Genomic DNA, 22130 nt, shown 5'->3' on the forward strand with positions numbered 1-22130 from the left:
TGGCGAAGGATGGCAAGGATTTGTGGTTCGCTGAATCTGCTCGTCTTCATTAAAATCTCCTCGATCATATAGCCCGAGAAAATTCTACTTTTGAAGCCCGTTATTTGGTGGGGGGATTACCATACGCCACTGATCATTGAAGCGGATCGAGTCCTGCCCTTTACTGTCTCCCTTCAGAGCTTCCAGCCTGTTACCGGGAGGAGAGTGAAGATCATCTAGAACTAAAGCACTATCGATCATGGTAAGTTTGCGAACAGTTGTTCTTATCAAATCTGCCGGAAACCCCTTTGGCGTTTTGCCTCCTGCAACGGCTTTGGTTCTGGCGTCCTTTGTAGGAACGAACCATGAGTTACTCCTGCGGCTTGTATCATACCGTGATACAGTGCGGAGAGCGAGGCTTTATCTCGACATCTCCCTAAAATTTTGCTTTGATCTTTTGAGGGATTGGGGATCCAAAATTGTCGAAGGCAAAGGACTGGGTATTTGTGGCAGTTGTCCTGTTCATTCTCACGAAGCTTTTCGGGAATGACACACCGGCCCCAGTATCGCCACCAGATGCAGTTCAAACACAGACTACAGTCCAGGCAACCGAGCAGGCTCCGCAGCATTTAGGCTTCGTGCAGGCGACAACTCACCGACTGACAAACCAACCGCCGCCATCGGCTGACCAGCACCCTTTCATCGGAAAATGGCTATATTCGACCGCCAAGGTAAATATGAGATTCGAGCCGTCATTAACCGCACGGGTCGTTACGGTTATCGATAGAGGTAGAAGGGTGCAGGTTATGAACTATCGTTCCGGATGGTTCAGCGTCACTTACGCCAATCGAACGGGATGGATTTCCGAGCTATACTTGGCCGAAAGTCCACCGCCTGTGCCGCAAAAGCTGGTGTCAGTCCCTCGAATAATGGAGCCGCCTGCTGCAACTCGCTTGGCTCCGACGCGCCGATCAGGTCAACCTGTTCGGTCTCCATATATTGGCACGTGTGATTGCCCATACGACGTCATGCGAAATGGCCGTTCGTGTGGGGGAAGGAGCGCATATAGCCGCCCAGGCGGGCGTAGCCCTGTTTGCTATCGCTAATGAAATTGCCTTCAACAGGTTCGGTTTGGCGCAAAAGCGCCAACTCACGAAAGGTGAAGATTAGAGCGAAGGTGAACCAGTACTTCCATTGGTCGTGCGTCCGGACCCGCCAAAAGAGAACTATATTGGGTTAATCATAGCAACTCATAAGTTGACTATGTGGGTCTTGCTCAAGCCAACTGGACGTTGATTTCTCGAACGCCAACCAAACTTGCCTCGCTCGCAAGAACGAGCGTCTTCACCGCATCCTTATTGATTGGAATAATGCCTTTCTGCAGAAATTCTGGCACACCATTCATATCGATACTGCTCGAATAGGCTGCCCGTGCCGAAAAGCATCCACAGTCACCGATAGGCTTGTGCAGTTGAAAATGGGCTTTCACTGAGAGGACATTCGCATTGACGACAGGTTTCTCTCCTGTGACCGTCACGCACGCGGCCAGTTTGTTTTCAAAGGCGATGCCAGGAGCATCCTGAGCGGCAGCTGCTCCGCAAAACCATGCTGATAGAACTACAGCGTAGATTATCCTGGGCATGAACGGATCCTTGTTTAACGTTGTGGCAACTGTTCATGACAGTTTAGAATGTTGGTTTTACAAACGGGAACCTCGAAGCGGGTCTCGGGTTCATCCAGCCAACGACGATATGAGCTGTGGATTTCCACGTCTTTGAAATTGTAGGTTCTCGCTTTTTTGCTGATACGACTTGCTGCCAGTGCTTTGGGTGTTACTGCCATATGGGAAACAAGTTCCTTGAACTGCCAGACTTTCCAGTCTCTTTGCCGGTCGACTACCCGTACGTGATAATAAGGATCATCACGGCGTTCAGGCCGAACCTTGTAAACATCGGCCCACCGCACAATGTTCGACGCGACGGACAAGATAATTGTTTCCTGATGCTGTTGGGCTGAAACCGGGGCAGTAATGAGAGCGCCAAGGACTGACAAACAAAGAACAGGTTTCAACGGTTTCGACATTCGCTTGCTCTTATTCACATAAGCTTCACAGGGTGAAAAAGCCAATGGGAGGCATACATCAAGACCATTTTGCACTTGCGTTCTACTTTGCCTATTGGTTTGGCGTAGGCTCATAACTTGGCCGGAACCAGATTTCCATTTGCTTTCATGCCTGAAAATAACAGCTGGCTGATTGAAAAGGCCCCTCTCCTCGCCTTCTGTGTCAAAGATCGCAGATATCCACCTGGCGAATTGATTGAGGCCAGTTTCTGCAGGATCCACGCAATGGCGGTCGAAGCAGTTTCCGCGCCCATGGAGACTATCGCTTCCCGATAGGCTGAGTGGCTGATCCCGAGGAAACCGGAGACTATTCGTGACGCATCATAGAGATCTCGCCATGAGGCAATCCCATTTGCACTGTATTCGCGAATATCCGGGCATGTCCGAAGCACCTGATCGAGAGAGATTGAAGGGGAAACCTGGACCCTACCCTCTGTTTCGAGGTTCCCAGCAACAGAGCTATCCGAAGAAGGCACTTTCAAATCAATCTTTTTAACGTTTTGAGATTCAGAGAGGGATTCTGGCAGGGATTCATTATGCTGTCGCTCAAACTGGGCGACGCTGTCGCTCATTTCCGGAACAGTTCCCTTTGCTTTCAATGTGATATTCAATTCATCGCGAATGGCTTCAAGATTGGCCTTGATTGCCGAGAGTTGGGCAAGAGATGCGCGCCGAGGAATTGCGTCAACGATTTCGCGGAAGCGAACAAACACCGGTTCCAGCCTTTCACAGAGCTTTCCGGTTTCATTGGCCGCGTCGACAAAGATCGATGCGATGTCTCTTCGCATAACCGAAGCTTCATCTCGAAGACGTTTCAGGGTTTTCTGGTCAGCAAGAATTCTATCTGCAATCTCCGTGATCTCAGACGCGCGTTCGAGCAACGGCGCGAAGGAAAAGCCGAAAGCAAGGTCGACCCGCCCTTCCCTGTCCTTATGAGCATAGCGTTTACGCGTCGGGCTATCCTTGCGGGCGATGATGCCGGCTTCGACCAGGGACGCTAGATGTCGGCGCAGTGTCGATTCCGGCATTCCATGGGCCCGGAGCGATAACTGACGATTGGACGGAAAAACGACAAGACCGTTCTTCTCGTTTATCTCATCTTCAGGGAGAAATGACAAAAGCGAGCTGAGCACGGCAAGACAACGATCATTGAGTTCGAACGCTGATTTGGCGAGGCAAAGCTGCTTATAGATCTCCCACCGGTTTAACCCCCTCGCCTCCTTGCTCTTCAGTTCAGAATTTTGGGTAAACATTCTCATTCGTCCACGGATTGTGGACGTGACAGTCTCCAGAACTTGCATTTCCTCTCACCTTTCAAAAGGCAAAAGAAAACCACCCGCCAAAATGACGCTATGACTCTTGACACTGATTCGGGGAAATGCGATTCTCAGTCTGCTAGAACTTTGAGAGAGGCTTCCACGACGGTGACGTTTGGGGGCCTTTTTCTTTTGCTAAAGTCTCCTAATTGCGTTGCTTGGTTTCTTTATATTCGTCGTATAAGCGTTTCATATTGTCGGAAATCCACTCACCGAACGCCTTCCCTTCGGACTCCGAGAATTCGACGGCGTATACTTTAGACTTTGATTTGGCGACTACCCGTAGCTGAGAGTCATCCGAACTCCAGCCGTGTGCTATAGGGTTGGGTAGTACCTTGTTTGCCTGCTTGAGCGACGCAAAGATTGCGTCAAAGCGTTCGGTACTGTTTAGATTCAGAAAGGAATCAGACGTTAGAACGGTTTCGAGCGCGTTAGGCTTATTGGCTAATAGGGTAGCCATTGAATCCCATTTTGGTCGCCCAATACCAGGAGCCGCACCAATGGCCTGTATAAGCTCATCAGGTAGCTTTCGAGCCAAAGCAATCATCTCGGATAAAACGCCTCTGGACGAAGTGCCAAAGGTGGCCATGATCACAGCCCTGGTAGTCCCTCGGTCTTCTAGACGTCGAGCAAACAGTGCTTTCTCAATAAACGTGAGATCTTTGCGTTCAAGGTTTTCGTTGCCTTGCGCTATTATCAACTCGTCGTCGGACAGGTCTCGAATAAAAGTTTTGACTTTTAGACCAAGTTGCTTGAGTGCAGCAACGCGTCGATGCCCGTAAGCAAGTTGATAGCGACCGGACTGATCGGGGTTCGGTCGTACGAGCACTGGGACAGCTTGGCCGTTCTCCTGGATGCTGGTCAGTAGAGCATCGAAATCGGAACCTGTATAATCATCAAGGCGGTCCTTTACAAAGGACGCGTCTATAAGATGTGCATCGAGCTCGACTATGGATTGGCCATCAGCTAGTGTCTTACGGAGCTCCTCTGCTTCATTAGAAAGACCGGTGATCGCATCATTCATACTTTGCAAAGCGCCCGAAGATATTTGCGGTCGCTTGGGCGTGTTCTCAGCTGAGAACTCATGGTTGGAAGTGATTGGCGTTAAGAAATCTCGCAAAGCATCACGGCGCTTATTCATTTTCTACCCCACGCATCTCTGACGAGTTCTTCGAGTTCATGATTGACTGCATCGAGAGCTTCGATCGCGCGATCATATGTCTGCCGATGAAAGTTTTCTCTGCCGACTTCGTAAAGGGTCTGCTTGGTAATTCCTGCGTCTGATATCGCGGCGGATTTGACCATGGAGTTGGTCAAGACCCTATCCCCGAACAGTCCTTTGAGAAGACCTGCGATTTGCGATTGGGAGCCGTCGTTTGGTTCGTAGCGTGTGAGCACATAACGAAACCAATCATAGTTAGCATTTCCCCCAGCCCTTTCAACGACGTCAAAAAGGCCCGCGGTCATGTGCAAGAACTGGCTCATAGATGCTACATCCAGCATTTGAGGGTGAATTGTAACAAGCACAGAAGTTGCCGCGCAGAGTGCTGACAGGGTCAGGTAGCCGAGCGAAGGTGGGCAATCGAGAACTACGATGTCATAGTCGTCTTCCATGCTTTTCAGCGCTGAGGCTACTCTTGTGAAAAACAATTTGTCACTAGATCGCGAAGATGAAGTCAAAGCTCGGGGGGTTTCGTGTTCGAACTCTTGTAATTCGAGATTACCCGGTACGATATCGAGGCCGCTGAAATATGTAGTTCTAATGATGCTTTTCAGTGGTCGTTGAGCTTCATCATATCGAATTGCACCGTAAAGGGTCTCATTAGGCTCTAGGTCAAACTCCGGTTGTATCCCGAATAAAGCAGACAATGATGCTTGAGGATCAAGATCCGCCGCAAGGACGCGATAACCGCGAAGCGCAAAGTACTGTGCCAGATGTGCCGCCGTAGTGGTTTTGCCCGAGCCGCCTTTAAAGTTCGTAACGGCGATCACCTGAAGCCGATCATCATCTCGACGCCGTTGATCATAACTTTTTTTATTCTTGCTAAGGTAATTCCGGATAGAGTGGATTTGCTCTAGTGAGTAGAGGCGCCTACCAGCTGCGTTCTTTTCAGCCTCACCGATAACGCCTTCGTTAACTAGCGTGCGAAGATAGACATCGCTGATTCCAATTAGCTTTGCGGCCTCTCCCGGAGCGAATTTACGCAATTCTTTCTGTGCTGTCGGTGGAAATGCGCGAGCACGAAGATGTTGAAGCTGGGCGCTTAGCGTATCGGCATCCGCTTCAATAAGCCGAGTTAACGACTTTTCTGCGGTTTGCTTCATATTAGTGGCATTGGCGCTTTGGATCATTAAAATCGCTCAACTAAGATAATTGCAGGATCGAGCGTCAGAATGACTGTATCTATGTGAGTCGTCAACAACTTTAAGGTTAATGAAAAGTTAACGCCATTGAATCCAAAAACTCATGGTTTTGAATCTCCCGAGTTGCCACGGGGTCCGCTGACTTTGGTTTAACAATAACGAGAAGCTGTTCTCAGCTGAGAACATGAGGCTCAGATATTTGGCTCTTGGGATAAGCCTTTTTCGGCAGAGGCGAGCCCCTAGTTGTATCCATTGACGGATAGTCAAGAACGTCAGGGGGCGATCGGTTGCCGCTTTTCAAATGAAGGCTGGGCTGCTGTGAAAAGCCGCCCACAGAAGCCGGTCGTCGAATTCGGGTGGCAGTGATGGCAGAAATCGAGAGGCGTCTACTGAAATGGTTATCTGGTTGGTCAAGTCTGGGTCAGAAGTATCTGGGCCAATGCATCTGGCTCCAATTTAGCGACGTTGTGGCCGCAATCGAGAGAATAGGTTGACCATTCGGTTTCGTGGCTCAATCGTTGAAAGAGGTCGAGGAATGGACTTCCGTCCCATCCATGTGCGCCAACGAAGACCTTACGAGGTGTGTCACGCCAGCGTTCGGTTAAAGTGATTGACTGGAGAAATGTCGCAATCGGTTGAGGGCGGCATCGTGGGTCCAGATTGGAAGGCGGGGCACAATTCAGCCCATCACCTTTTGCACCTGCGATGAACATGTCTCGAAAACGCGGCGTTGTCAGCGACCAGACCGAGTCGCCGGTTTCTGGGACATAGGCGTCAACATAGACCAGTGAGCGGATGCGCGACGGAACGGCGTCCGCTACGCCGCTCACGATCATTCCTCCGTAGGATTGCCCCACAAGGATCAAGTCGTCACTATGCGACTTCACGACATCAACGACCTCGCTTACATGAGTTTCAAGATTGGCCGATGGGGCAGGTGCATCACCGAGTCCAGAAAGAGTTATTGGCAGGACTTTGTGCCCGTGCCCAACAAGGATATCTGCTACTTTCTGGTAGACCCACCCGCCCTGCCAGCCTCCAGCTATCAGAATAAACGTGGCCATAATATTCGTTCCTTTCGTTGGTGCGGCAACGCACTGAAGAATAGCCTGCCTTCGCTTGTTGTCATGCTGAAATGGCTGATTGCTTCGCGCCCAATCCCGTCGCGCTCCTGTACGGTCATCAAAGTCGGCTTTCGACCAAGTCGCTGTCCAGGGGCGCAATCGAAAGTGCGAAAAGCGGTCGTAGCCAAGCTTTGCTAATCAGAACCGTTCTCGGAACTTCTGAACTCAGCTCGGGGATCTGGATTTACAACTTCGTCTGATCGTAAGCGCGTTGATGCGCCTTGATGGCGTCCAGATTGTCGTGGACCCAGAAGTTGAAACCTTCCAAGGCACGCAAGGCTCCGCGGCCGATATCCGTCAGTTCATACTCAACACGTGGTGGCACTTCAGGGAAATAGTGACGCACAACAAAGCCGTCACGCTCGAGATTGCGCAGCGTGAGCGTCAGCATGCGCTGGGTGATTTCACCGACATCTTTCTTCAATTCTGAAAAACGTAGTCGATGATCCACAGTGAGTGAAAGACGCCAAAGAACCGGAACAGTCCATTTGTCACTTAGCAGGCTGCATAACCCGTTTGACGGAATGGGCGCAAATTGCCTGTTGTTCTCTGATCCCCGCGCTGGGCCGGCTTCGCTCTCTTCTTTCAAAGGTATAATCCTTGTGCCTGACGCTGAAAAATGTGCCGTCTTCCGGCTGAACACTATTTGTATATATGGATGGCTCTTGTTTAACGCGAGGGTTTCAAGTGACCAATAGCAAGCACCCCATTCTCGTTTTCGGCGCCACCGGAAGACAGGGAGGATCTGTCGCCAAAGCCTTGTTGAAGGCAGGATGGCCCGTTCGCGCGCTCGTTCAGGATTCCAGCAAAGTGGCATCGCTGCAATTGCGGAATGCAGGCATCGAGCTTGTGCAGGGCTCATTTGAAGAAACCGATGTTATCCGCTCGACGATGAAAGGCGCCTATGGCGTCTTCAGCGTGTTACCAGCAAACCTGGCCGCCGAGGACGAAATTCGCCATGGTATATCGATTGCGGATATCGCTGCTGAAACCGGTATCGACCATTTTGTTTATTCATCAGGTGCCAGCGTTGGGAATGAACTGACAGGCGTCCCGCGTTTTGACGCCAAACCTCGTATCGAAGCTCATATTCGACAACTCGACATGACTGCCACTATCATCCGGCCGATGATTTTCATGGAGATGCTTGTGCGTCCCGGTTTCGGTCTGGACAAAGGCCATTTGGTTTCCCTCATCCAGCTAGACCATTCCATTCAGTTAACCGCCGTGAAAGACATCGGCAGGTTCGTTGCTGCTGTGCTTGCCGACAAGACCCGTTTTGGCGGCTCAACGCTTAAGATCGCAAGCGACCGTCTCACCGGGCGCGAGCTTGAGGTCGTCCTCAGTGAAGCAGCCGGTCGTCCGATAACCTATGAACGGTTTCCCGACGACGTACTCGCTGCAAACGCTGATCTCGCGCATATGGCAAAGAGCCTGGAAGACGGACCGCTTGCCGAGCAGGTCGATCTGACGCTCATGCACGAAATCAACCCCGACCTGCTGACTTTTGCGTCCTGGCTGGCTGGCGATGGGCGCAGTGCGCTCAATGCAGCCTTGCACATCTGAGTCTCGTAAACTCCAGGCGGCTGTCGACCTTCATGGCGGCCCCATATCGTCATGAATGACTTTCCCTGAAGCTGACGTTAAGATGGTCGGAGTTGTCGCAGATTTTGGGTGACAGCAAAAACCAAAACTTTGCACGGCCATCAAACACAGACCGAAAGGGAAAGATGCGGAAGGTAGTGATTATCGTCAGTGCCATTGTCTTGACGTATTCGATCTCTGCGAAGGCCGATCGGCTTGTTTGTTCTGAATCAAGACATCTGCGCTACATGAAAATGGTCGGCGAGGTTGGCGAGATGGGGATCGACCTTGACCCCGTGGGGCAGGATCGTGCGGCTTTCGAGAGGTTGACAGCCGCATATGAAACCCTCAATCCGAGGGGATCGAAGACCTCGCTTTTCGTCGCGCATGTTCCCACTGGTCAGATTTACAGTCAAAGATGTGTGGAAGAGCGCTGTACGATGGAAGAAATGGCATTGCCAGAGCAAGCCTGTTTGATCGATCATATGAACCAATGTAGCTATATTGCGCTTCGCTTCCGAGGCGAAGAGTTCTGTCTACTCCGTTCGCCGCAAAACTAGCGTGTTGCGCTTAATCCCACCCCAAACGCGCTATTCTGGCTCGGAATAGCTAAGTTGTGTGGTTGCCTTTCGATCAGGCGCCTCTCTTCTCGATGACAGGAAACTTGCGGAGAATGGCGTCGCACGAACGAATAAGTCCGGGCAGGTAGGACTGATCGCCCTCCAGGACGAAACGATGATGTTGATTGACGGGATCAGCGGTAATTTCGATCACCGCTTCAACTTGCCCTAGCTTCTGCATCTTCAGAACAGCATTGATCTCGGGTTCTAAGCCCTTGAGTGTGGCTTCGCCAGTCAACGAGGCCGTCATTGCAGTGAGTTGATCGCGGAACTCCTTGATATCCACGGTCATCAGAACGGGGCCCTCACATTCGACACGTGCGCCGTTCGCCTCCATGCGAGCGCGGACCATCAGCCAGTTTCCATCCCAGCAGTCCGACACATCCGGGAACTGGCGTCCATCAATCCAAAGCGAGAAGCCGCTGAAGCGCAAATCGGGTTCATCTGTCATAGCCACAACAATGCCATGTCGTCCGCCCGTCTTCTACTGACCAATGTAAAAAGTCCCCGTTCCACGTGCCACCCTTAATCGTTGGATGGAGGGTTTGCACTTTAAAGCAATCGCGATGCCCGTCCGCTGCGCCGTTTGGCATTGTTGTAATAATCGGATGCCTGCTGCACGGAGCGATGGCGCGATTGTTCCATGGCTTCCGGGAGCGGAATGCCACGATTGGCCGCTTCGGTCAGATAGCCGGAGCGCAGGCCGTGGGCTGAGAGTTCAGCCGCATCAAGGCCAGCCATTTGTGCCCGCTGTTTGACGATCCGGTTGATGGCGCTCGGTTCCAGCGCCCGTGCGGAAACGTTGCCCCAGCGATCGACTTTTCGAAACACACTGCCCTTGTCGATCCGTGTTGCTTCCAGCCAGCGGGTGAGGGCTTCGACGGGACGGCCGGTCAGATAGACGGTTTCATCGTGATCGGCGCCGCTTGTTTTGGTGCGACCGAGATGAATGCCGAGCGAGGGGAGGGGGAAGCCGTTCTCATCGGTGACCGGTGCCTGTTTGACCAGCTGTTCTACGCGCAGGCCGGCCACTTCGCTGCGTCTGCGCCCGCCCGAGGCAAAGGCTACCATCAGGATAGCCCGATCCCGCAATGCGGTTAGATCCTCGCCGGAACAGGTTGCCAGCAGCTTGCCCAGAATATCGCCGGTAATCGCATTGGCGCTCTTTCGGCTGCGTGGCCGGTTCAGCACCCATTGCGACACCGTTGATCAAGCTTCGCTCTGATTGCGAATACAAGCGGCTGGCGATGGAGATCGTCCACAACGAGAACTGGAACTCGGTGACGTCAAAACGGGGTAAGGCAGCAAAAAGGGCGCTCGGCCGAATGATCCGTCAGGCTCTTAGCGGCGAATGAGACCGAAACGGTGGGCTTCATCCAAAAGATGGCGAACGGAGGAAGGCTGCCATTTGCGTCCACCACGCGCCGGCCGCTCTCCCATCTGATCGAGCTGGGCGGCAATGTCGCGAAGCGACAATCCGGGATCGGCAATCGCAATTGCGGCGACCAGTTTCATCAAGTGATCAGACGGTATGCGGCGAGGGGATCGGGCAACAAGCTTCTTGTCGGCGATTTTTTCGCGGACGAGACGATGCACGGCGCGGCGCAGACGCTCGACCGTCCAGTCATGCCCGCGCCGATTGAGCACCTGTACGATATTCTCCCAGCTGTGGACCGGGCGCATTTGTTGCACCAGAGGCAGCCAGGTCTGCGCCGAAGTGATCAGCTCATCGAGATAGCGCTTGTCACGCGCTTGCGACACTGCCCGAATTGCCTCTGGTCTGCGTTCTCTCAAGCCGGGATTGCCGGGAAGCTTGCCTCGTGATTTTGCAGCTTTGATTCCTGCTCTGGTCCGTTCAGCGATCAGTGCGCGTTCGAGCTGTGCAACGGCGCCCAGCACTTGCAGAGAAAACATGCCCTGCGGCGTCGACGTGTCGATGGGGTCACGGATCGATCGAAAGTGGATGCCGCGCTGTTCGAGATCTTCGATAACCTGCAGAAGGTCACTGACCGAGCGGGCGAGGCGGTCCAGCCGGACCACGACGAGAACGTCACCGGCAACGAGTTCCGACAGCAGGCGGGTCAGGACCGGGCGGGCGCGTGAAGCCCCGGAACCCTGCTCCTGAAAGATGCGATCACAGCCAGCGGCTTGCAACTCGTCCATCTGTGCATCATGGACCTGATCGTCGGTCGAGACGCGTGCGTAACCGATGAGGCGAGCGGGACGGGGCAACGCACTGGTGGCCTGACGTTTTGACACGGCTGTTTCTCCCGCGCTTGAAGCGGCTTTGTTCAAATAAGGAATGCATGAGAAAATGGTCAGTTGCAAGCGAGTTTTACTATGCGATTTAACCGCCATCAGAAGCGATTTTAATCGGTAAACGAGGAAACCCTCATCAAAACAACCGTTGCGCGCCAGCGGCCTACCTAAGTTAAAAGGTCCAAATCTATAAACAGGGAGAGGGATAGATAAGCTGGAATGATCGCGGTAGGCGGCGAAAAGAGATAAGCCGAGAGCCTCGGTAGATACCGAGCAATCCGTAGTATGATAGCTCGTCCTTGGCGAAAAAATGAAAGGTAAGAACACTTGGCGTCCCTTGCGGACAACAGTGCTGTGAGAAGGGCTCCAAAAGAACTGTTTTCCTAAAATAGGTGCGACCGATTGGAGAAAATGTGAACTCGACGATACATTAAATCCTTAGATCGTGGCGGGAGATACGTTCCTTGATCTGCCATTTGCTTTTGCTTCAATGGCAGTGTTAACTGTCGTTCGATTGGCGTTGGGGGCATAATGCAGAATCGACAGTTTCTGTTCTCGATATTCGGGCTTGTTGTCAGTTTTCTTGTTTCGGGCTGCATGGCATCCGATGTCGGGCCAATCAATCGTTCAGCGCCTCAATTACTCGCATTCGACAATCATTTCGTGCCCGATCATGGGGATGATGGCGCAATGATAATTGGCCTGGCGCTTTCTGGCGGCGGCACTCGGGCTGCCGCTTTTGGCTATGGAGTTATGCGGGCGCTCGACGATACGATAGCGGACGAATATCCCTATGAGCGAAGCCTGGTCGATAATATCAGGATAATATCGGGGGTGTCTGGAGGTGCGGTTCTTGCGGCCTATTTTGGCATGAAAGGACGCGATGATTATCGGGATTTCCGTGAAACGTTTCTGGTCAGGAACGCTGAAGAACGGGTGCGCACCAATGCTTTGTCGCCAGCAGTCGCCATTGGCGTCCTGAATGGTGGCGCAAATGATCGATCCTCGCTGGCCCGTTGGCTCGATGACAATATTTTCCATGGTGCGACCTATTCAAAGTTTGACTGGCCCAATGCGCCATCGATCTGGATCTCTGCATCGGATATTTATAACCGGGTTCCATTTCACTTCAGCGTAGAAACCTTTGCAGCACTGTGCAGCAATCTGAAGGACGTGCGGCTCGCCGATGCGGTCGCGGCGTCCGCGGCGGTTCCAGTCGTCTTCAAGCCCATTTCGGTTGCATCTAATCATGGCGCCTGCGCATATCGCCAGCCCGATTGGCTAAGCCGGGTCATGCAAGATCCCGAGGCTTCATATAGACTGAAGGCTTACGGACACGCTCTGCACACTTACCGGTCGACCAATGTGAATTTCATAAAACTGCTTGATGGTGCGCTGACCGATAATCTTGGACTAACGCCATTTGCCATGGCCAGAGCGTCGGCGCAGACCCCCTATGGGCCATTGTCGGCTGCGGACGCTGTGAAGCTGAAAACGTTTCTTTACATCATCGTGGATGCAGGCCGTGAGATGGAATATCCATGGGTGAGGGAGCTACAAGGGCCAGGGCTTTCTGAAATTCTTGGCGCGGTTACTGACACTGCCATTTCCTCGTCGGTCAGGGAAGGGTTCGATGCACTCAAGCTGGCGACAACGCAATGGCGCGAGGAACTCATTGCATACCGATGCAGCCTGACTGCCGTCACGGTAATGCGCTATCGCGGCTCGTTGAAAGGGTGGGACTGTCGCGATGTCCGGTTTCATGTACAACGCTTGTCGATACAGGATCTGCCTGTCGGCATGGCAGCACGTTTCAATGAAGTGCCAACCCGTTTTACACTTCCGACAGAACAGGTAGATCAGGTGATTGCCGCCGGTCGCGTTGCGTTTGAAAGAAACGTCATCATCCAGAGCGCTATTCGCGAGGTCCAGTCCTATGCTGGGGTCAGAAAACGGGTTAACCCGAACTTGCCGCAACAAGACCTATTATCATCTGAAACACTGGTGTCAGGGCATCCGTACCGCCAGCACTAGCCGTTTGTTCGCAATATTTCCGTTCATGACAGCCGATCCGAAGCCATAGAATCTTACCATGATTAAACTGCTTTTTATGCTTGCCTGGACATCGCTATGCACGATGCTTGCATTCTGGGCGGCAATGGCGCTCTGGTTTCATTTTCAGGTAGGTCAGACGATCAAGATCTGTGTCATGGCCGTGACCGCACTTGTCCTTGTGACTTATATCTCGGTCCTGTTTTCATCGCGTTCGAGCAGTCAGTTGATAGGTTTATGTAACGTTGCATTCATCTGCTTCGGTTCCATTTTTTTGGCCTGGTGGTTGTCGATGAAGCCCTCGCTCACTCGCGACTGGGCGGCAGATGTTGAGCACACAGTGACAGCGGATGTTCAGGACGACGAGGTGACATTTCACAACATTCGTGACTTCGCATGGAATGACAATCGGATATTTGTGCCCAGATGGAAATCCGAGACCTACAGGTTGAGCGAACTCAACTCGGTCGATGTGGTTCTGTCATACTGGACGCATCCCGCGATCGCACATACGTTGATTTCATTCGGTTTTGTAGATGGTCGCCATCTGGTGTTTTCTGCCGAAATCCGCAAGAAAAAAGGCCAGGAATTTTCGTCGTTGGGTGGTTTTTTTAGAAACTTCGAACTCGCGATGATAGCGGCGGAAGAGCGCGACATCATTTATTTGCGAACCAACGTCCGCGACGAACGTGTTTATCGATATCCGGTCGATGTTGATCCGGAGCTTATGCGGGCGATGTTGCTCAAATATATCGGAAGAGCCAACGATCTCGCCGAAAATCCGGTCTTTTACAACACTCTGACGTCCAATTGCACGACGGTGGTTTTCGACCTTGTCCGCCTGCTGGAGCCGGATTTTCCATTTGATTACAGGATTTTGTTCTCCGGCTATCTGCCGGAGTTTCTCTATGACAATGAGCTGCTCATGAACAGCGAACTGCCGTTCAGTGAAATCCAGCAGCGCGCCGTGCTGACGCCGGTTCGCTCGATGGAGCGCGAACAGTTTTCTACGGTCATCCGGCAGCGTGCCGGTACTTAGCCAGGCCGGATATATGCGAGACGTGCGCTAGCTTATGTTTTGCTTCGTGTTTGCGTATTTTTTTAGCAGGCGAAGTTTGGGAAACGTCAAGAACGATTTTGGCGGATCGACCAGAGCCGACAATGCGCGCGCATAATCCAGCACCAGACCGGGCGTCCACGCCATGGATTCTGCGCGTTTGCGCATCAGTCCCGCTGCCCATAGCTCAGGATAAATGATCGCGCGCAACGCTGTCATTATTGGCCAGTTGTGGTCACGATAAACACCTTCCAGCGCTGCATCCAGAGCATCAGCGACTGCACTTGAGCAATTGCGGTTTGTGAGATTATAGGTGTTGTCTGCGCTGTAATGTTGCCAGAATGCATTCAATCGCGATGCGTCGATATTCTTGATCACCACCTGCACCGTCGATTGGCACCATTCGGCGGATTCTTCCTGATAGTTTGGAAGGAAACGTCCGGGCACATTGTTGTCTGCGGTGGCGCGTAATGTCCGGGTGAATTCGTCCGGCGATCGGTCGATCTCGACTGCCGGATAATGGCTGATATAGACGTGTGGGGCCATTTCCAGAGCCGCATGGCCTGTGGAAATGACGCCGTTTGTATCGACGGCTGCGATATATCGATTGATGGCCCTTTGATGAAGCGGGGTCATGACCTGACCTGTGGGAGTCCAGACATGGACGATCAGCTCGCTGCGATTGGCAGAATGGGCGAGGGAGCTGGAATCCGGCTTGTTCCATAAAGGATTTCTGTTGAAGATACTGCTGATCGATGCGCCTTCTTCCAGCCGTCGCACCCGTGTCGCAATGTTCAATATGCCAAGGCTGGTAAGGATCATGACGGCGCCGACATTGAAGGCAACTGTTCCGGCGTACCATGTTGGCCATGGCTGAAGCGTTGCAATGGCGATGCAAACTTCCGCAATGCCGCCCATCAACCCCAGCCGCCAGCGGGGATAGCGGACAACCCATGCACTACCAATGCGCACACTGCCATCCACAAGGAAGCAGAACCCCAGCACCATCGCAAGCGTGAAGTGGCTGGCGGGGGTGGCGCTGAGGATCAGCAAGGCGACCGCGAACAACGCGATACCCTGCACGACACGCATTCGTCTCGCCGTTCCCTGACTGAACGCGGCAGCCAGGAGGCCGACAGCCACCTCAGGCAGCAGGAAATAGCCAAAAAAGCGCGACGGAATGATCGTCTTTCCGTCCAGCGCATCTATAGCGATGAATGTGCCGAGGAGAAGCCAGACGCCGCCGGTAATGAGCAGTATTTTCCAGTGCCGCTGGATAATTTCGCGACCAAGGAGAATAAGAACGATGCGTATCATGCCTGGGGGTCTCCACTGGGTTTAAGCGTGCGCTTTACGATCAGGGCGAACACCATGAAAACGACGCAGACCATTCCCACAAAGGTCGGTAGGCCGTGCTGCATCACGTCCAGAAAACCGCCTGCCAGCATCGGTCCCACCAAGGCGCCACCGCCCCAGAACAGCCCCATCGCCGCATAGACGCTGATAAGGTCCGCCCCACGGAACTGCGAGCCGATTATCGCGAGCATTGTCGTATAAATGCCAACGAAAATTCCGCCCCAGATGAACAATGCCGGGTAGGCCAGCCAGCTCACCGATAGAAGCAGGGGCCAGAGAAATGCCGTTATTGCGGAAACCGCCGTTAGGGCGATCATCAATGTAACCCGGTTCATCTTGTCTGATAGCCAGCCAATGGGAAGCTGCAGCGCAATGGCACCGACCATGAGAACCGTGATCAGTTGTGCACCTTCGGTTTCGTTCCAGCCGAGCCGCATGGCATAAATGGCAAGGAAAGACAGTCCGGCTGTTTCAACTGCCGAATTGATTGCCGTTGTTCCCATGGCAATGGGCGACAGTCGCATCATACGCAAGAAATTTGAGTGTTTTTGCTGGGCCATTTCAATCTGTCGAAGTCCCGGCAGACTCATGATGACAAAGGCGAGGAGGGCGACGACCGCCCCGATTGCAAATGGCACCAGCCCTTCAAACCCCGTAAACGACAGGATCAGCGGGCCGCCGGCAAAACCCAGCGAGAGCGACGCCGTATAGGTCGCCATGATGCGTCCGCGATTTTTATTGTCGCTCAGCTCGCTGGCCCAGGTTTCCGTCAATACGAACAGAATTTCGGCAGAAATTCCCAGCAGGAAACGCAACGGAAACCAGAACCAGAAACTAGGCACCATTGGAAACAGGATCAGAAGCAACGCTGATGAAAGTAGCGCGGCCATGATGAGATATTTGGGCTTGTAGCGGATAGCCAGTCCCGAAAGGAAGGGGGCTATGCACAGGACGCCGAGCGCATGCATGGCGGCATTGGCACCGACAAGCGTTTCCGTCAGCCCGCTTTTGATAAGCATATGCGCCACCAGCGGAGCCGTCAGGCTGTAAGTGAGCCCGAAAATTGACGCTGTCGCAATTATGATGGCAAGGGAAAGGAGCGAACTTTTTTCACTTGAGCGTTGTGTTTCAACGCTGTCGACTTCTGCTTCCAGTCTCAATTCTTTGCCCCAACCCAAAAGAATAGAATCGATGATACCCCATTGTCCAATACACCGCTCTTCGTAATCAATTAGTAAAGCCGAAATTGCAAAAATTCTACATAGAGGCCTCCCCGAAAAGGCTAAAACGGTTTTCGGAGAAGACTTGTGCTGAAAAGAGATTTTAAAACATTGATCTATTTCATTCAGATCGGTCGTCACATTCTGTGTAACTTCGAATAAACGCCGCGATAAACCAGAGGACCTATATCCAATTCCCTTCTAGAGAACACGGTTTATTTACGCCCTCTATATAATGAGTTGCGCCAACGTATTTTTTTGGGGGGCGTTCATGGCAACATTACTGGGGATGTCGATTTACGTATCATTCTTGGCATTTTGCTTTTTCGGGGCGCTTTTATATGCCTGCGGCTGGATCCTTCTGAAGCTACGGGGCCTGCGGGCGTTGAAAGATCCGACTTCGGTGCCCATTGGTGCCTTTGTCGGCACGATATCCACCGCATGGGCTTTGTCTCTCGGCTTCGTCGCGGCAGATGCATGGACACTCAATTCTCGATCGGATCTCGCGACCAGCAACGAACGGTCTGCGATATTTCGAATGTTGGGGACTGCTCATCCCACGGTCCTGAACAATGAGAGACTTAAGAACGCAGTGGAAACCTATCGGAATCTGGTGGTGTCAGATGAATGGGGAGCCGACGACAATATCGTGCCTTCGCCCAAGGTGGAGAAGTCGCTTCTTGCCATTCGTTCCGTTGTCCAGACGGTGGCCAGCGACGGTACGCCCTCTCCGATCGTATCCCAGCTCATTCATGATTTTAACGAGCTTCAGAATGCGCGCAATGATCGCATCGCTATCGCTAATACGTCCATCGACCAATATAAATGGTATCTTGTACTGGCGCTGACATTCCTGACTATCGCCACTATTGCCTCGACCCATGCGGATCGGGTGCGGGCTGGGAGGCATGCCTTGCTACTTTATTCGGCAACGGCTTCGATCAGCCTGTGGATTCTTGCGATCCATGCCAATCCATATATCGGCACTGAAGAACTAAACCCCACGCTGTTGTTTTCAAGCCAGCGTAGCTGATCAGGCACGTTCTCGAGCGGTCATCACGATGAACGACCGCTGTTAACAAGCTGCATGTGGCAGTTTATAAGTAAGCGCGATCCAGTTCATGCTTAGTGCGGTCGAAGAGTTGGAGGTCCCTCCGTGAATAGTATCATAGCAGCCTCGATGCGCGCCCGCTACGTCGCTTGGCATTGTTGTAATAGTCGGACGCCTGCTGCACGGAGCGATGGCGCGATTGTTCCATGGCTTCCGGGAGCGGAATGCCACGATTGGCCGCTTCAGTCAGATAGCCGGAACGCAGGCCGTGCGCCGAAAACGCCTTTGGATCGAGACCGGCGCTCGCGGCCCGTGCTTTGACGATTGCATTGACCGTTTGGGCATCAATGGCATGGCGTCCGACATTGTTCCATCGATCAACGGCGCGAAACAGGCTGCCGCTTTCGATCTTCGCCGCTGCAATCCATGCATGGAGCGCGTCGACGGGGCGACCGGTCAGATAGACGACCTCGTCTTGCTCGGCACTGGCTGTCTTGGTGCGCCCGAGGCGGATCGACAAAGAGGGGAGGGGGCTGCCATCCTTGTCGATGACAGGCTCTTCCAGAGTGAGCTGTTCCATTGAGAGCCGTGCGACTTCGCTGCGCCTGCGGCCGCCAGAGGCAAAAGCGACCATCAGGATGGCCCGATCGCGCAGCGTGCGCAAATCGTCGCCAACACAGGTTCCCAGAAGTTTCGTCATGATGTCGCCGGTAATGGCCTGCGCACTCTTGCGGCTGCGCGGACGATTGGTGGCACGTACGGCAAGACGCAGAGCGGATTTGACGGACGGTGCCGAAAACGATCCTTCCAGCCCGCGCCAGCGGGTCAATGTCGACCAGTTGGACAGACGCCGCCGCACGGTTGCCGGTGCATGCGGGCCCGACACGCGCAAAAAGCCCTGGCTGCGCAATTCCTCCTCCACGCTTGCCGGCATGCCGTGATCGGGATCGATCTCGCGTTGCTGGTGTCGCCACAGATGATGGGCGATGAATTTCAGGAGCAGGGCTTCGGGTGCCGGGAAGGCGAGGGGGCTGCCGGTTGCGGCCAGCGACCAGGCTTCGAGATAGGCCAGATCCGAGGTCAGCGCACGCAGCGTATTCTCGCCCATGCCTTCATTGACCAGATGGCGGAGTGTCTCGACATCCTGATCCGTCAAAATGCCGGCCAGCATGTCGCGCCGGTTCATCGGCAGCACGGCGGCGATCGCATCGAGCTGCAGCGCACGGCGCTCACTGGCGGGATCGGGCAATTGGGCCAAGGAAGCCTCCGTCATCGGTCAAGAGGCGCTGCTTTCGCGCGCCGTTGCCCGACTTTTGCCGATTTGCGCCCAGAAATCAATCACCATCGATACCGTATAATTATCGATGGTGAGATGCCCAACCCAACAGCATCATCAGTACCAGACATTAAATAACGACTAGTGTCCGTTATAGAAATTGTTTACCATGTTTTCAATGCGTTACCATTTTGACCAACTGCCCCTGAAGACCTTGCTGTCGCCCTTGGCCCGTGCCAGTGAAGCCCTGGCGCGTCTCGATGAGCGTCTTGCTTCTTCGCCGGTCGGCGCGGGGCTGATCGAACGGTTGCATTGTGCCGATGCCTGCGCCTCGCTGTGGCTCGATGGCGAGTTGGTCGAAATGGAAGATCTGGTGCTGCATGAGGCAGCGCGTGATATCCGCTCGCCGAGTCACGCGCTGACCATTGCCCGCGACGTGTTGCAGACAAGGCGGCGCATTGCAGTGCAGGCACCGGATTGGGCGCTGAGTGCGAACGGCTTGCGTAGTCTTCGGATTGGCGGGCAGGCGTGGCCTGCTGCATCGCCTGGTAGTGGCATCCTCGTGGAGAGCGAAAGCATGGCGGTGTCCGATGCGGCGGTCGACTGGCAGGACCGGGACGGGAAGAAAAATCGTGGGGATAACGGGCTCGACCTGCCTGGCATCGATCTCGGCGCGATCGACGCGGTGCTGGCACGGTCCGAAGACGTTCTGGCCAAAGCGAAACAGCCGCAGCGGTGGCCGAAGCCGGAGACTGACCCGCTGATCCGCGATCCCGACTGGGATGAAGAGGAGCGGCTCGAGGAATGGCGAGCCGTGTTGCGGTCGATCCGTGATCAGCCGCCGGTGTTGCAAGCCGTCCTGGCGCTTGATGCCTGGAATGAACTGGCGGTCTTGCAGCGGGCGCCGTGGCTGGGTCGTTTGCTGGCGGCATCCCTGCTCCGGCGCGAAGGGCTGACCACCAACGCGCATCTGGTGGCCTTCAATGCGGGACTGAAGACCATCCGCGTTGAACGGCGGCGTCATCGCAATTTTGAAATCCGGCTTATGGCCAGTCTCGACGGACTGATGGCCAGCATCGAACTCGGTTTTAAAGAGCATGACCGGTTATTGCTGGCGCGGCAAATGCTGGAACGGCGGCTTACTGGCAGGCGGGCTTCGTCCAAACTCCCGGGCCTGATCGAGCTGGTGCTGGCGAGGCCGCTGGTTTCGGCCGGCATGATCGCCGCGGAACTCAACATCACGCCGCGCGCTGCCCTTCGCCTCGTCGAAGAGCTGAACCTCCGCGAGCTGACCGGCAGGGGGCGGTTTCGGGCGTGGGGGATCGTTTGAAGACGATGTTTCAGGTAGTTCTATAATTCTACCTGAGGAATAGCGAACCGCCCCTTGCTTCAGTCGGGCGCCACACTCAAAAAGGCTGGTTTCCTGCCCCATCGGTTCTGAGAGCGGAGTTGGGAAAGCGGTCATGGGAGTGGCCGTCGTGCTACATCCGTAACGCACCCGCGACACGGCGGATGCGATGGCCAAAGCGATAGGAATAGATGAAAACCAGTGCCTCATTACATCGCCCCTTTGCTTGTTTTCCGCCATTCCCACGGTTCCATGAAACTCCCCTGCCAAATGCCTGCCTTACGGCTTTGTGCATCCTTCTGAACGTCGGCATAGGCACCTTTCGAGAACTGGGGCCAATCAAGCGCGTGACCGTTACGAACAAGCCATCTTGCCAGGTCCTGACCGTAAATATTCTCGCAGGTCGCTACGATTCTTCCGTATTGATCAGTATCGCGTTGAGCACATACGATGGGCTGAGCATCATTGAGATAACTTGCCAGCTTCATCGCGCCGATCTGGCCGCATCGATATTCGTTACCGGATGTATCTTGGCACGTCTGTCCACCCTCAGGAGCGTCGACGCCCCATATTCGGATGCGCTGACCATGAATTTCAATTGTATCGGCATCGATGACAGATGCTCGCCCCGCTAGTGCACGGCGCTGGAATTGACGGTCGAACCGATGGTAATAAGCTCCAACTTTTTGCGCAAATCACCCGCGGAACTCTGTATTTCGAGGCCGTCCGGGAGCTCGGATGCTTCCTGAAAGGAACACCGGAGAGCGGAAGAGAAACGCGCGCGCAAGTGTTAATGACAAGGAAACCTTGCAACAATGTAGAATATAGCGGTTTGTAATAAGGAAACCCCGGACGGAGGGGTGTCACATCCGGGGCTGCGCGATCCGACGTTTCCCGTTCATTGCTATCACGCCTCGAAAATCATCTCATAAATCAAGGAAAACACAATGGCGAAATCGGGTTGAGGATTCCCTTGGCTGCCGATCTGATTCCATCGCCCCGACTGTTGATTTGGTCGGAGGCAATATGACCCGAGCTTTCAGTGATGATCTGCGTAGCCGCGTTCTGGCTGCGTCACGCGATGGCATGTCGGCGCGATCAGCGGCGGCCTGGATCGCCAGCGCACGGGTGGGTCAGTTGACGCCTGCGAAGAAGTGCCGACGCGGTGGCTCACGCCTCGATGCTCACGAGGACTTCATCATCGGCATGATCGAAGAGGAAAAGGATATCACGCTCAACGAGATGGTTCTGCGATTGCGTGAGGACAGAACCATATCGATCGGCCGCAGCGCGCTTGACGTCTGGCTGCGAAAGCGCGGCTGGACTTTCAAAAAAAGACCGCACATGCACTGGAGCAGGACCGTCCTAACCTCCTGAAAGGTCGTCAGGACTGGTTCGACGGC

20 protein-coding genes and 3 pseudogenes are annotated in these 22130 nt (G+C 53.8%); 8 read left to right on the forward strand and 15 right to left on the reverse strand.

Translation table 11 applies throughout. The features are described from left to right. Positions 1–84 precede the first annotated feature (84 nt). A pseudogene (locus ACS5UA_RS22105) lies at positions 85–346 on the reverse strand (type II toxin-antitoxin system RelE/ParE family toxin). Positions 347–716: 370 nt separating this feature from the next. On the opposite strand from ACS5UA_RS22105, the gene ACS5UA_RS22110 reads away from it, so the two are divergent. Beyond that, positions 717–1085 carry an SH3 domain-containing protein gene (locus ACS5UA_RS22110; RefSeq protein WP_305403629.1) on the forward strand — a complete coding sequence of 123 codons (369 nt, stop codon included), beginning with the start codon at positions 717–719 and terminating at the stop codon, positions 1083–1085. Positions 1086–1255: 170 nt separating this feature from the next. Here ACS5UA_RS22110 and ACS5UA_RS22115 read toward each other — a convergent pair whose 3' ends face one another. From ACS5UA_RS22115 to ACS5UA_RS22145, 7 genes are all read right to left on the reverse strand, one after another. After that, positions 1256–1621, reverse strand: a complete 366-nt coding sequence (locus tag ACS5UA_RS22115) for a DUF2195 family protein (RefSeq protein ID WP_443101829.1) — start codon at positions 1619–1621, stop codon at positions 1256–1258. A 14-nt stretch (positions 1622–1635) separates the two neighbouring features. Next, on the reverse strand, positions 1636–2061 hold the full coding sequence (locus ACS5UA_RS22120) for a DUF5086 family protein (protein ID WP_121987203.1): 426 nt from the start codon (positions 2059–2061) through the stop codon (positions 1636–1638). A gap of 110 nt (positions 2062–2171) precedes the next feature. Then, on the reverse strand, positions 2172–3401 hold the full coding sequence (gene repC / locus ACS5UA_RS22125) for a plasmid replication protein RepC (RefSeq protein WP_443101830.1): 1230 nt from the start codon (positions 3399–3401) through the stop codon (positions 2172–2174). 160 nt (positions 3402–3561) lie between these two features. Beyond that, entirely contained in the window at positions 3562–4557 is a 996-nt protein-coding gene (gene repB / locus ACS5UA_RS22130; protein ID WP_443101831.1) for a plasmid partitioning protein RepB, read from the reverse strand. Further along, positions 4554–5768 (reverse strand): plasmid partitioning protein RepA, encoded by a 1215-nt coding sequence (repA, locus tag ACS5UA_RS22135; RefSeq protein WP_121987206.1) that lies wholly within the window; start codon positions 5766–5768, stop codon positions 4554–4556. The genes repB and repA overlap by 4 nt, the downstream gene beginning before the upstream one ends. 422 nt (positions 5769–6190) lie before the next feature. Continuing rightward, positions 6191–6844, reverse strand: coding sequence for an alpha/beta fold hydrolase (locus ACS5UA_RS22140; protein WP_443101832.1), 654 nt, complete (start codon positions 6842–6844; stop codon positions 6191–6193). A 244-nt stretch (positions 6845–7088) separates the two neighbouring features. Then, positions 7089–7493 carry a winged helix-turn-helix transcriptional regulator gene (locus tag ACS5UA_RS22145; RefSeq protein WP_443101833.1) on the reverse strand — a complete coding sequence of 135 codons (405 nt, stop codon included), beginning with the start codon at positions 7491–7493 and terminating at the stop codon, positions 7089–7091. Positions 7494–7591: 98 nt separating this feature from the next. Here ACS5UA_RS22145 and ACS5UA_RS22150 point away from each other — a divergent pair, with 98 nt between their 5' ends. Together ACS5UA_RS22150 and ACS5UA_RS22155 are read left to right on the forward strand one after the other, a co-directional pair. Beyond that, the gene (locus tag ACS5UA_RS22150) at positions 7592–8470 is read left to right on the forward strand and encodes an NmrA/HSCARG family protein (protein WP_443101834.1); all 879 of its coding nucleotides are present in this window, start codon (positions 7592–7594) and stop codon (positions 8468–8470) included. 92 nt (positions 8471–8562) lie between these two features. After that, complete coding sequence (locus ACS5UA_RS22155; RefSeq protein WP_443101835.1) at positions 8563–9048, forward strand: hypothetical protein; 486 nt, start codon at positions 8563–8565, stop codon at positions 9046–9048. Positions 9049–9121: 73 nt separating this feature from the next. On the opposite strand, the gene ACS5UA_RS22160 is transcribed toward ACS5UA_RS22155, so the two are convergent. From ACS5UA_RS22160 to ACS5UA_RS22170, 3 genes and pseudogenes are all read right to left on the reverse strand, one after another. Next, complete coding sequence (locus ACS5UA_RS22160) at positions 9122–9559, reverse strand: WapI family immunity protein (protein ID WP_443101836.1); 438 nt, start codon at positions 9557–9559, stop codon at positions 9122–9124. 101 nt (positions 9560–9660) lie between these two features. After that, a pseudogene (locus ACS5UA_RS22165) lies at positions 9661–10296 on the reverse strand (site-specific integrase); the annotation flags it as partial. 153 nt (positions 10297–10449) lie between these two features. After that, positions 10450–11367: a recombinase family protein gene (locus ACS5UA_RS22170; RefSeq protein ID WP_443101837.1), complete on the reverse strand. Its 918-nt coding sequence runs from the start codon at positions 11365–11367 to the stop codon at positions 10450–10452. Between the two features lie 531 nt (positions 11368–11898). Here ACS5UA_RS22170 and ACS5UA_RS22175 point away from each other — a divergent pair. Further along, positions 11899–13401, forward strand: a complete 1503-nt coding sequence (locus ACS5UA_RS22175; protein WP_443101838.1) for a patatin-like phospholipase family protein — start codon at positions 11899–11901, stop codon at positions 13399–13401. Positions 13402–13459: 58 nt separating this feature from the next. Next, positions 13460–14458, forward strand: a complete 999-nt coding sequence (locus tag ACS5UA_RS22180; protein WP_443101839.1) for an Lnb N-terminal periplasmic domain-containing protein — start codon at positions 13460–13462, stop codon at positions 14456–14458. A 27-nt stretch (positions 14459–14485) separates the two neighbouring features. Here the strand turns inward: ACS5UA_RS22180 and ACS5UA_RS22185 are convergent, their stop codons facing one another. Both ACS5UA_RS22185 and ACS5UA_RS22190 read right to left on the reverse strand, forming a co-directional pair. Further along, positions 14486–15793 carry an HdeD family acid-resistance protein gene (locus ACS5UA_RS22185; protein WP_443101840.1) on the reverse strand — a complete coding sequence of 436 codons (1308 nt, stop codon included), beginning with the start codon at positions 15791–15793 and terminating at the stop codon, positions 14486–14488. Beyond that, positions 15790–17193 (reverse strand): MFS transporter, encoded by a 1404-nt coding sequence (locus ACS5UA_RS22190; protein WP_259030609.1) that lies wholly within the window; start codon positions 17191–17193, stop codon positions 15790–15792. Before ACS5UA_RS22190 ends, ACS5UA_RS22185 begins: the two co-directional genes overlap by 4 nt. A gap of 130 nt (positions 17194–17323) precedes the next feature. Between ACS5UA_RS22190 and ACS5UA_RS22195 the strand changes: the two genes are divergently transcribed. Beyond that, entirely contained in the window at positions 17324–18085 is a 762-nt protein-coding gene (locus ACS5UA_RS22195; RefSeq protein WP_443101841.1) for a bestrophin-like domain, read from the forward strand. Positions 18086–18218: 133 nt separating this feature from the next. Here ACS5UA_RS22195 and ACS5UA_RS22200 read toward each other — a convergent pair whose 3' ends face one another. Next, on the reverse strand, positions 18219–19289 hold the full coding sequence (locus ACS5UA_RS22200; RefSeq protein ID WP_443101843.1) for a site-specific integrase: 1071 nt from the start codon (positions 19287–19289) through the stop codon (positions 18219–18221). A 259-nt stretch (positions 19290–19548) separates the two neighbouring features. Between ACS5UA_RS22200 and ACS5UA_RS22205 the strand changes: the two genes are divergently transcribed. Beyond that, the gene (locus ACS5UA_RS22205; RefSeq protein WP_443101842.1) at positions 19549–20709 is read left to right on the forward strand and encodes an RHE_PE00001 family protein; all 1161 of its coding nucleotides are present in this window, start codon (positions 19549–19551) and stop codon (positions 20707–20709) included. A gap of 227 nt (positions 20710–20936) precedes the next feature. Here ACS5UA_RS22205 and ACS5UA_RS22210 read toward each other — a convergent pair whose 3' ends face one another. After that, complete coding sequence (locus tag ACS5UA_RS22210) at positions 20937–21341, reverse strand: thermonuclease family protein (protein WP_443101844.1); 405 nt, start codon at positions 21339–21341, stop codon at positions 20937–20939. A 412-nt stretch (positions 21342–21753) separates the two neighbouring features. Here ACS5UA_RS22210 and ACS5UA_RS22215 point away from each other — a divergent pair. Continuing rightward, positions 21754–22130: pseudogene (locus tag ACS5UA_RS22215) on the forward strand (IS630 family transposase); the annotation flags it as partial.

Source organism: Brucella sp. RRSP16 (assembly GCF_052246815.1).
GTDB classification, from domain to species: Bacteria; Pseudomonadota; Alphaproteobacteria; order Rhizobiales; family Rhizobiaceae; genus Brucella; species Brucella intermedia.

Excerpts from the sequence above, each read along its gene's own strand:
- repB (WP_443101831.1), bottom strand. The coding sequence starts at position 4,557 with ATGAATAAGCGCCGTGATGCTTTGCGAGATTTCTTAACGCCAATCACT.
- ACS5UA_RS22115 (WP_443101829.1), bottom strand. The coding sequence starts at position 1,621 with ATGCCCAGGATAATCTACGCTGTAGTTCTATCAGCATGGTTTTGCGGA.
- ACS5UA_RS22140 (WP_443101832.1), bottom strand. The coding sequence starts at position 6,844 with ATGGCCACGTTTATTCTGATAGCTGGAGGCTGGCAGGGCGGGTGGGTC.
- ACS5UA_RS22195 (WP_443101841.1), top strand. The coding sequence starts at position 17,324 with ATGGCAACATTACTGGGGATGTCGATTTACGTATCATTCTTGGCATTT.
- ACS5UA_RS22180 (WP_443101839.1), top strand. The coding sequence starts at position 13,460 with ATGATTAAACTGCTTTTTATGCTTGCCTGGACATCGCTATGCACGATG.
- ACS5UA_RS22175 (WP_443101838.1), top strand. The coding sequence starts at position 11,899 with ATGCAGAATCGACAGTTTCTGTTCTCGATATTCGGGCTTGTTGTCAGT.
- ACS5UA_RS22160 (WP_443101836.1), bottom strand. The coding sequence starts at position 9,559 with ATGACAGATGAACCCGATTTGCGCTTCAGCGGCTTCTCGCTTTGGATT.
- ACS5UA_RS22110 (WP_305403629.1), top strand. The coding sequence starts at position 717 with ATGAGATTCGAGCCGTCATTAACCGCACGGGTCGTTACGGTTATCGAT.
- repC (WP_443101830.1), bottom strand. The coding sequence starts at position 3,401 with ATGCAAGTTCTGGAGACTGTCACGTCCACAATCCGTGGACGAATGAGA.
- ACS5UA_RS22120 (WP_121987203.1), bottom strand. The coding sequence starts at position 2,061 with ATGTCGAAACCGTTGAAACCTGTTCTTTGTTTGTCAGTCCTTGGCGCT.
- repA (WP_121987206.1), bottom strand. The coding sequence starts at position 5,768 with ATGATCCAAAGCGCCAATGCCACTAATATGAAGCAAACCGCAGAAAAG.
- ACS5UA_RS22200 (WP_443101843.1), bottom strand. The coding sequence starts at position 19,289 with ATGAACCGGCGCGACATGCTGGCCGGCATTTTGACGGATCAGGATGTC.
- ACS5UA_RS22185 (WP_443101840.1), bottom strand. The coding sequence starts at position 15,793 with ATGATACGCATCGTTCTTATTCTCCTTGGTCGCGAAATTATCCAGCGG.
- ACS5UA_RS22205 (WP_443101842.1), top strand. The coding sequence starts at position 19,549 with ATGTTTTCAATGCGTTACCATTTTGACCAACTGCCCCTGAAGACCTTG.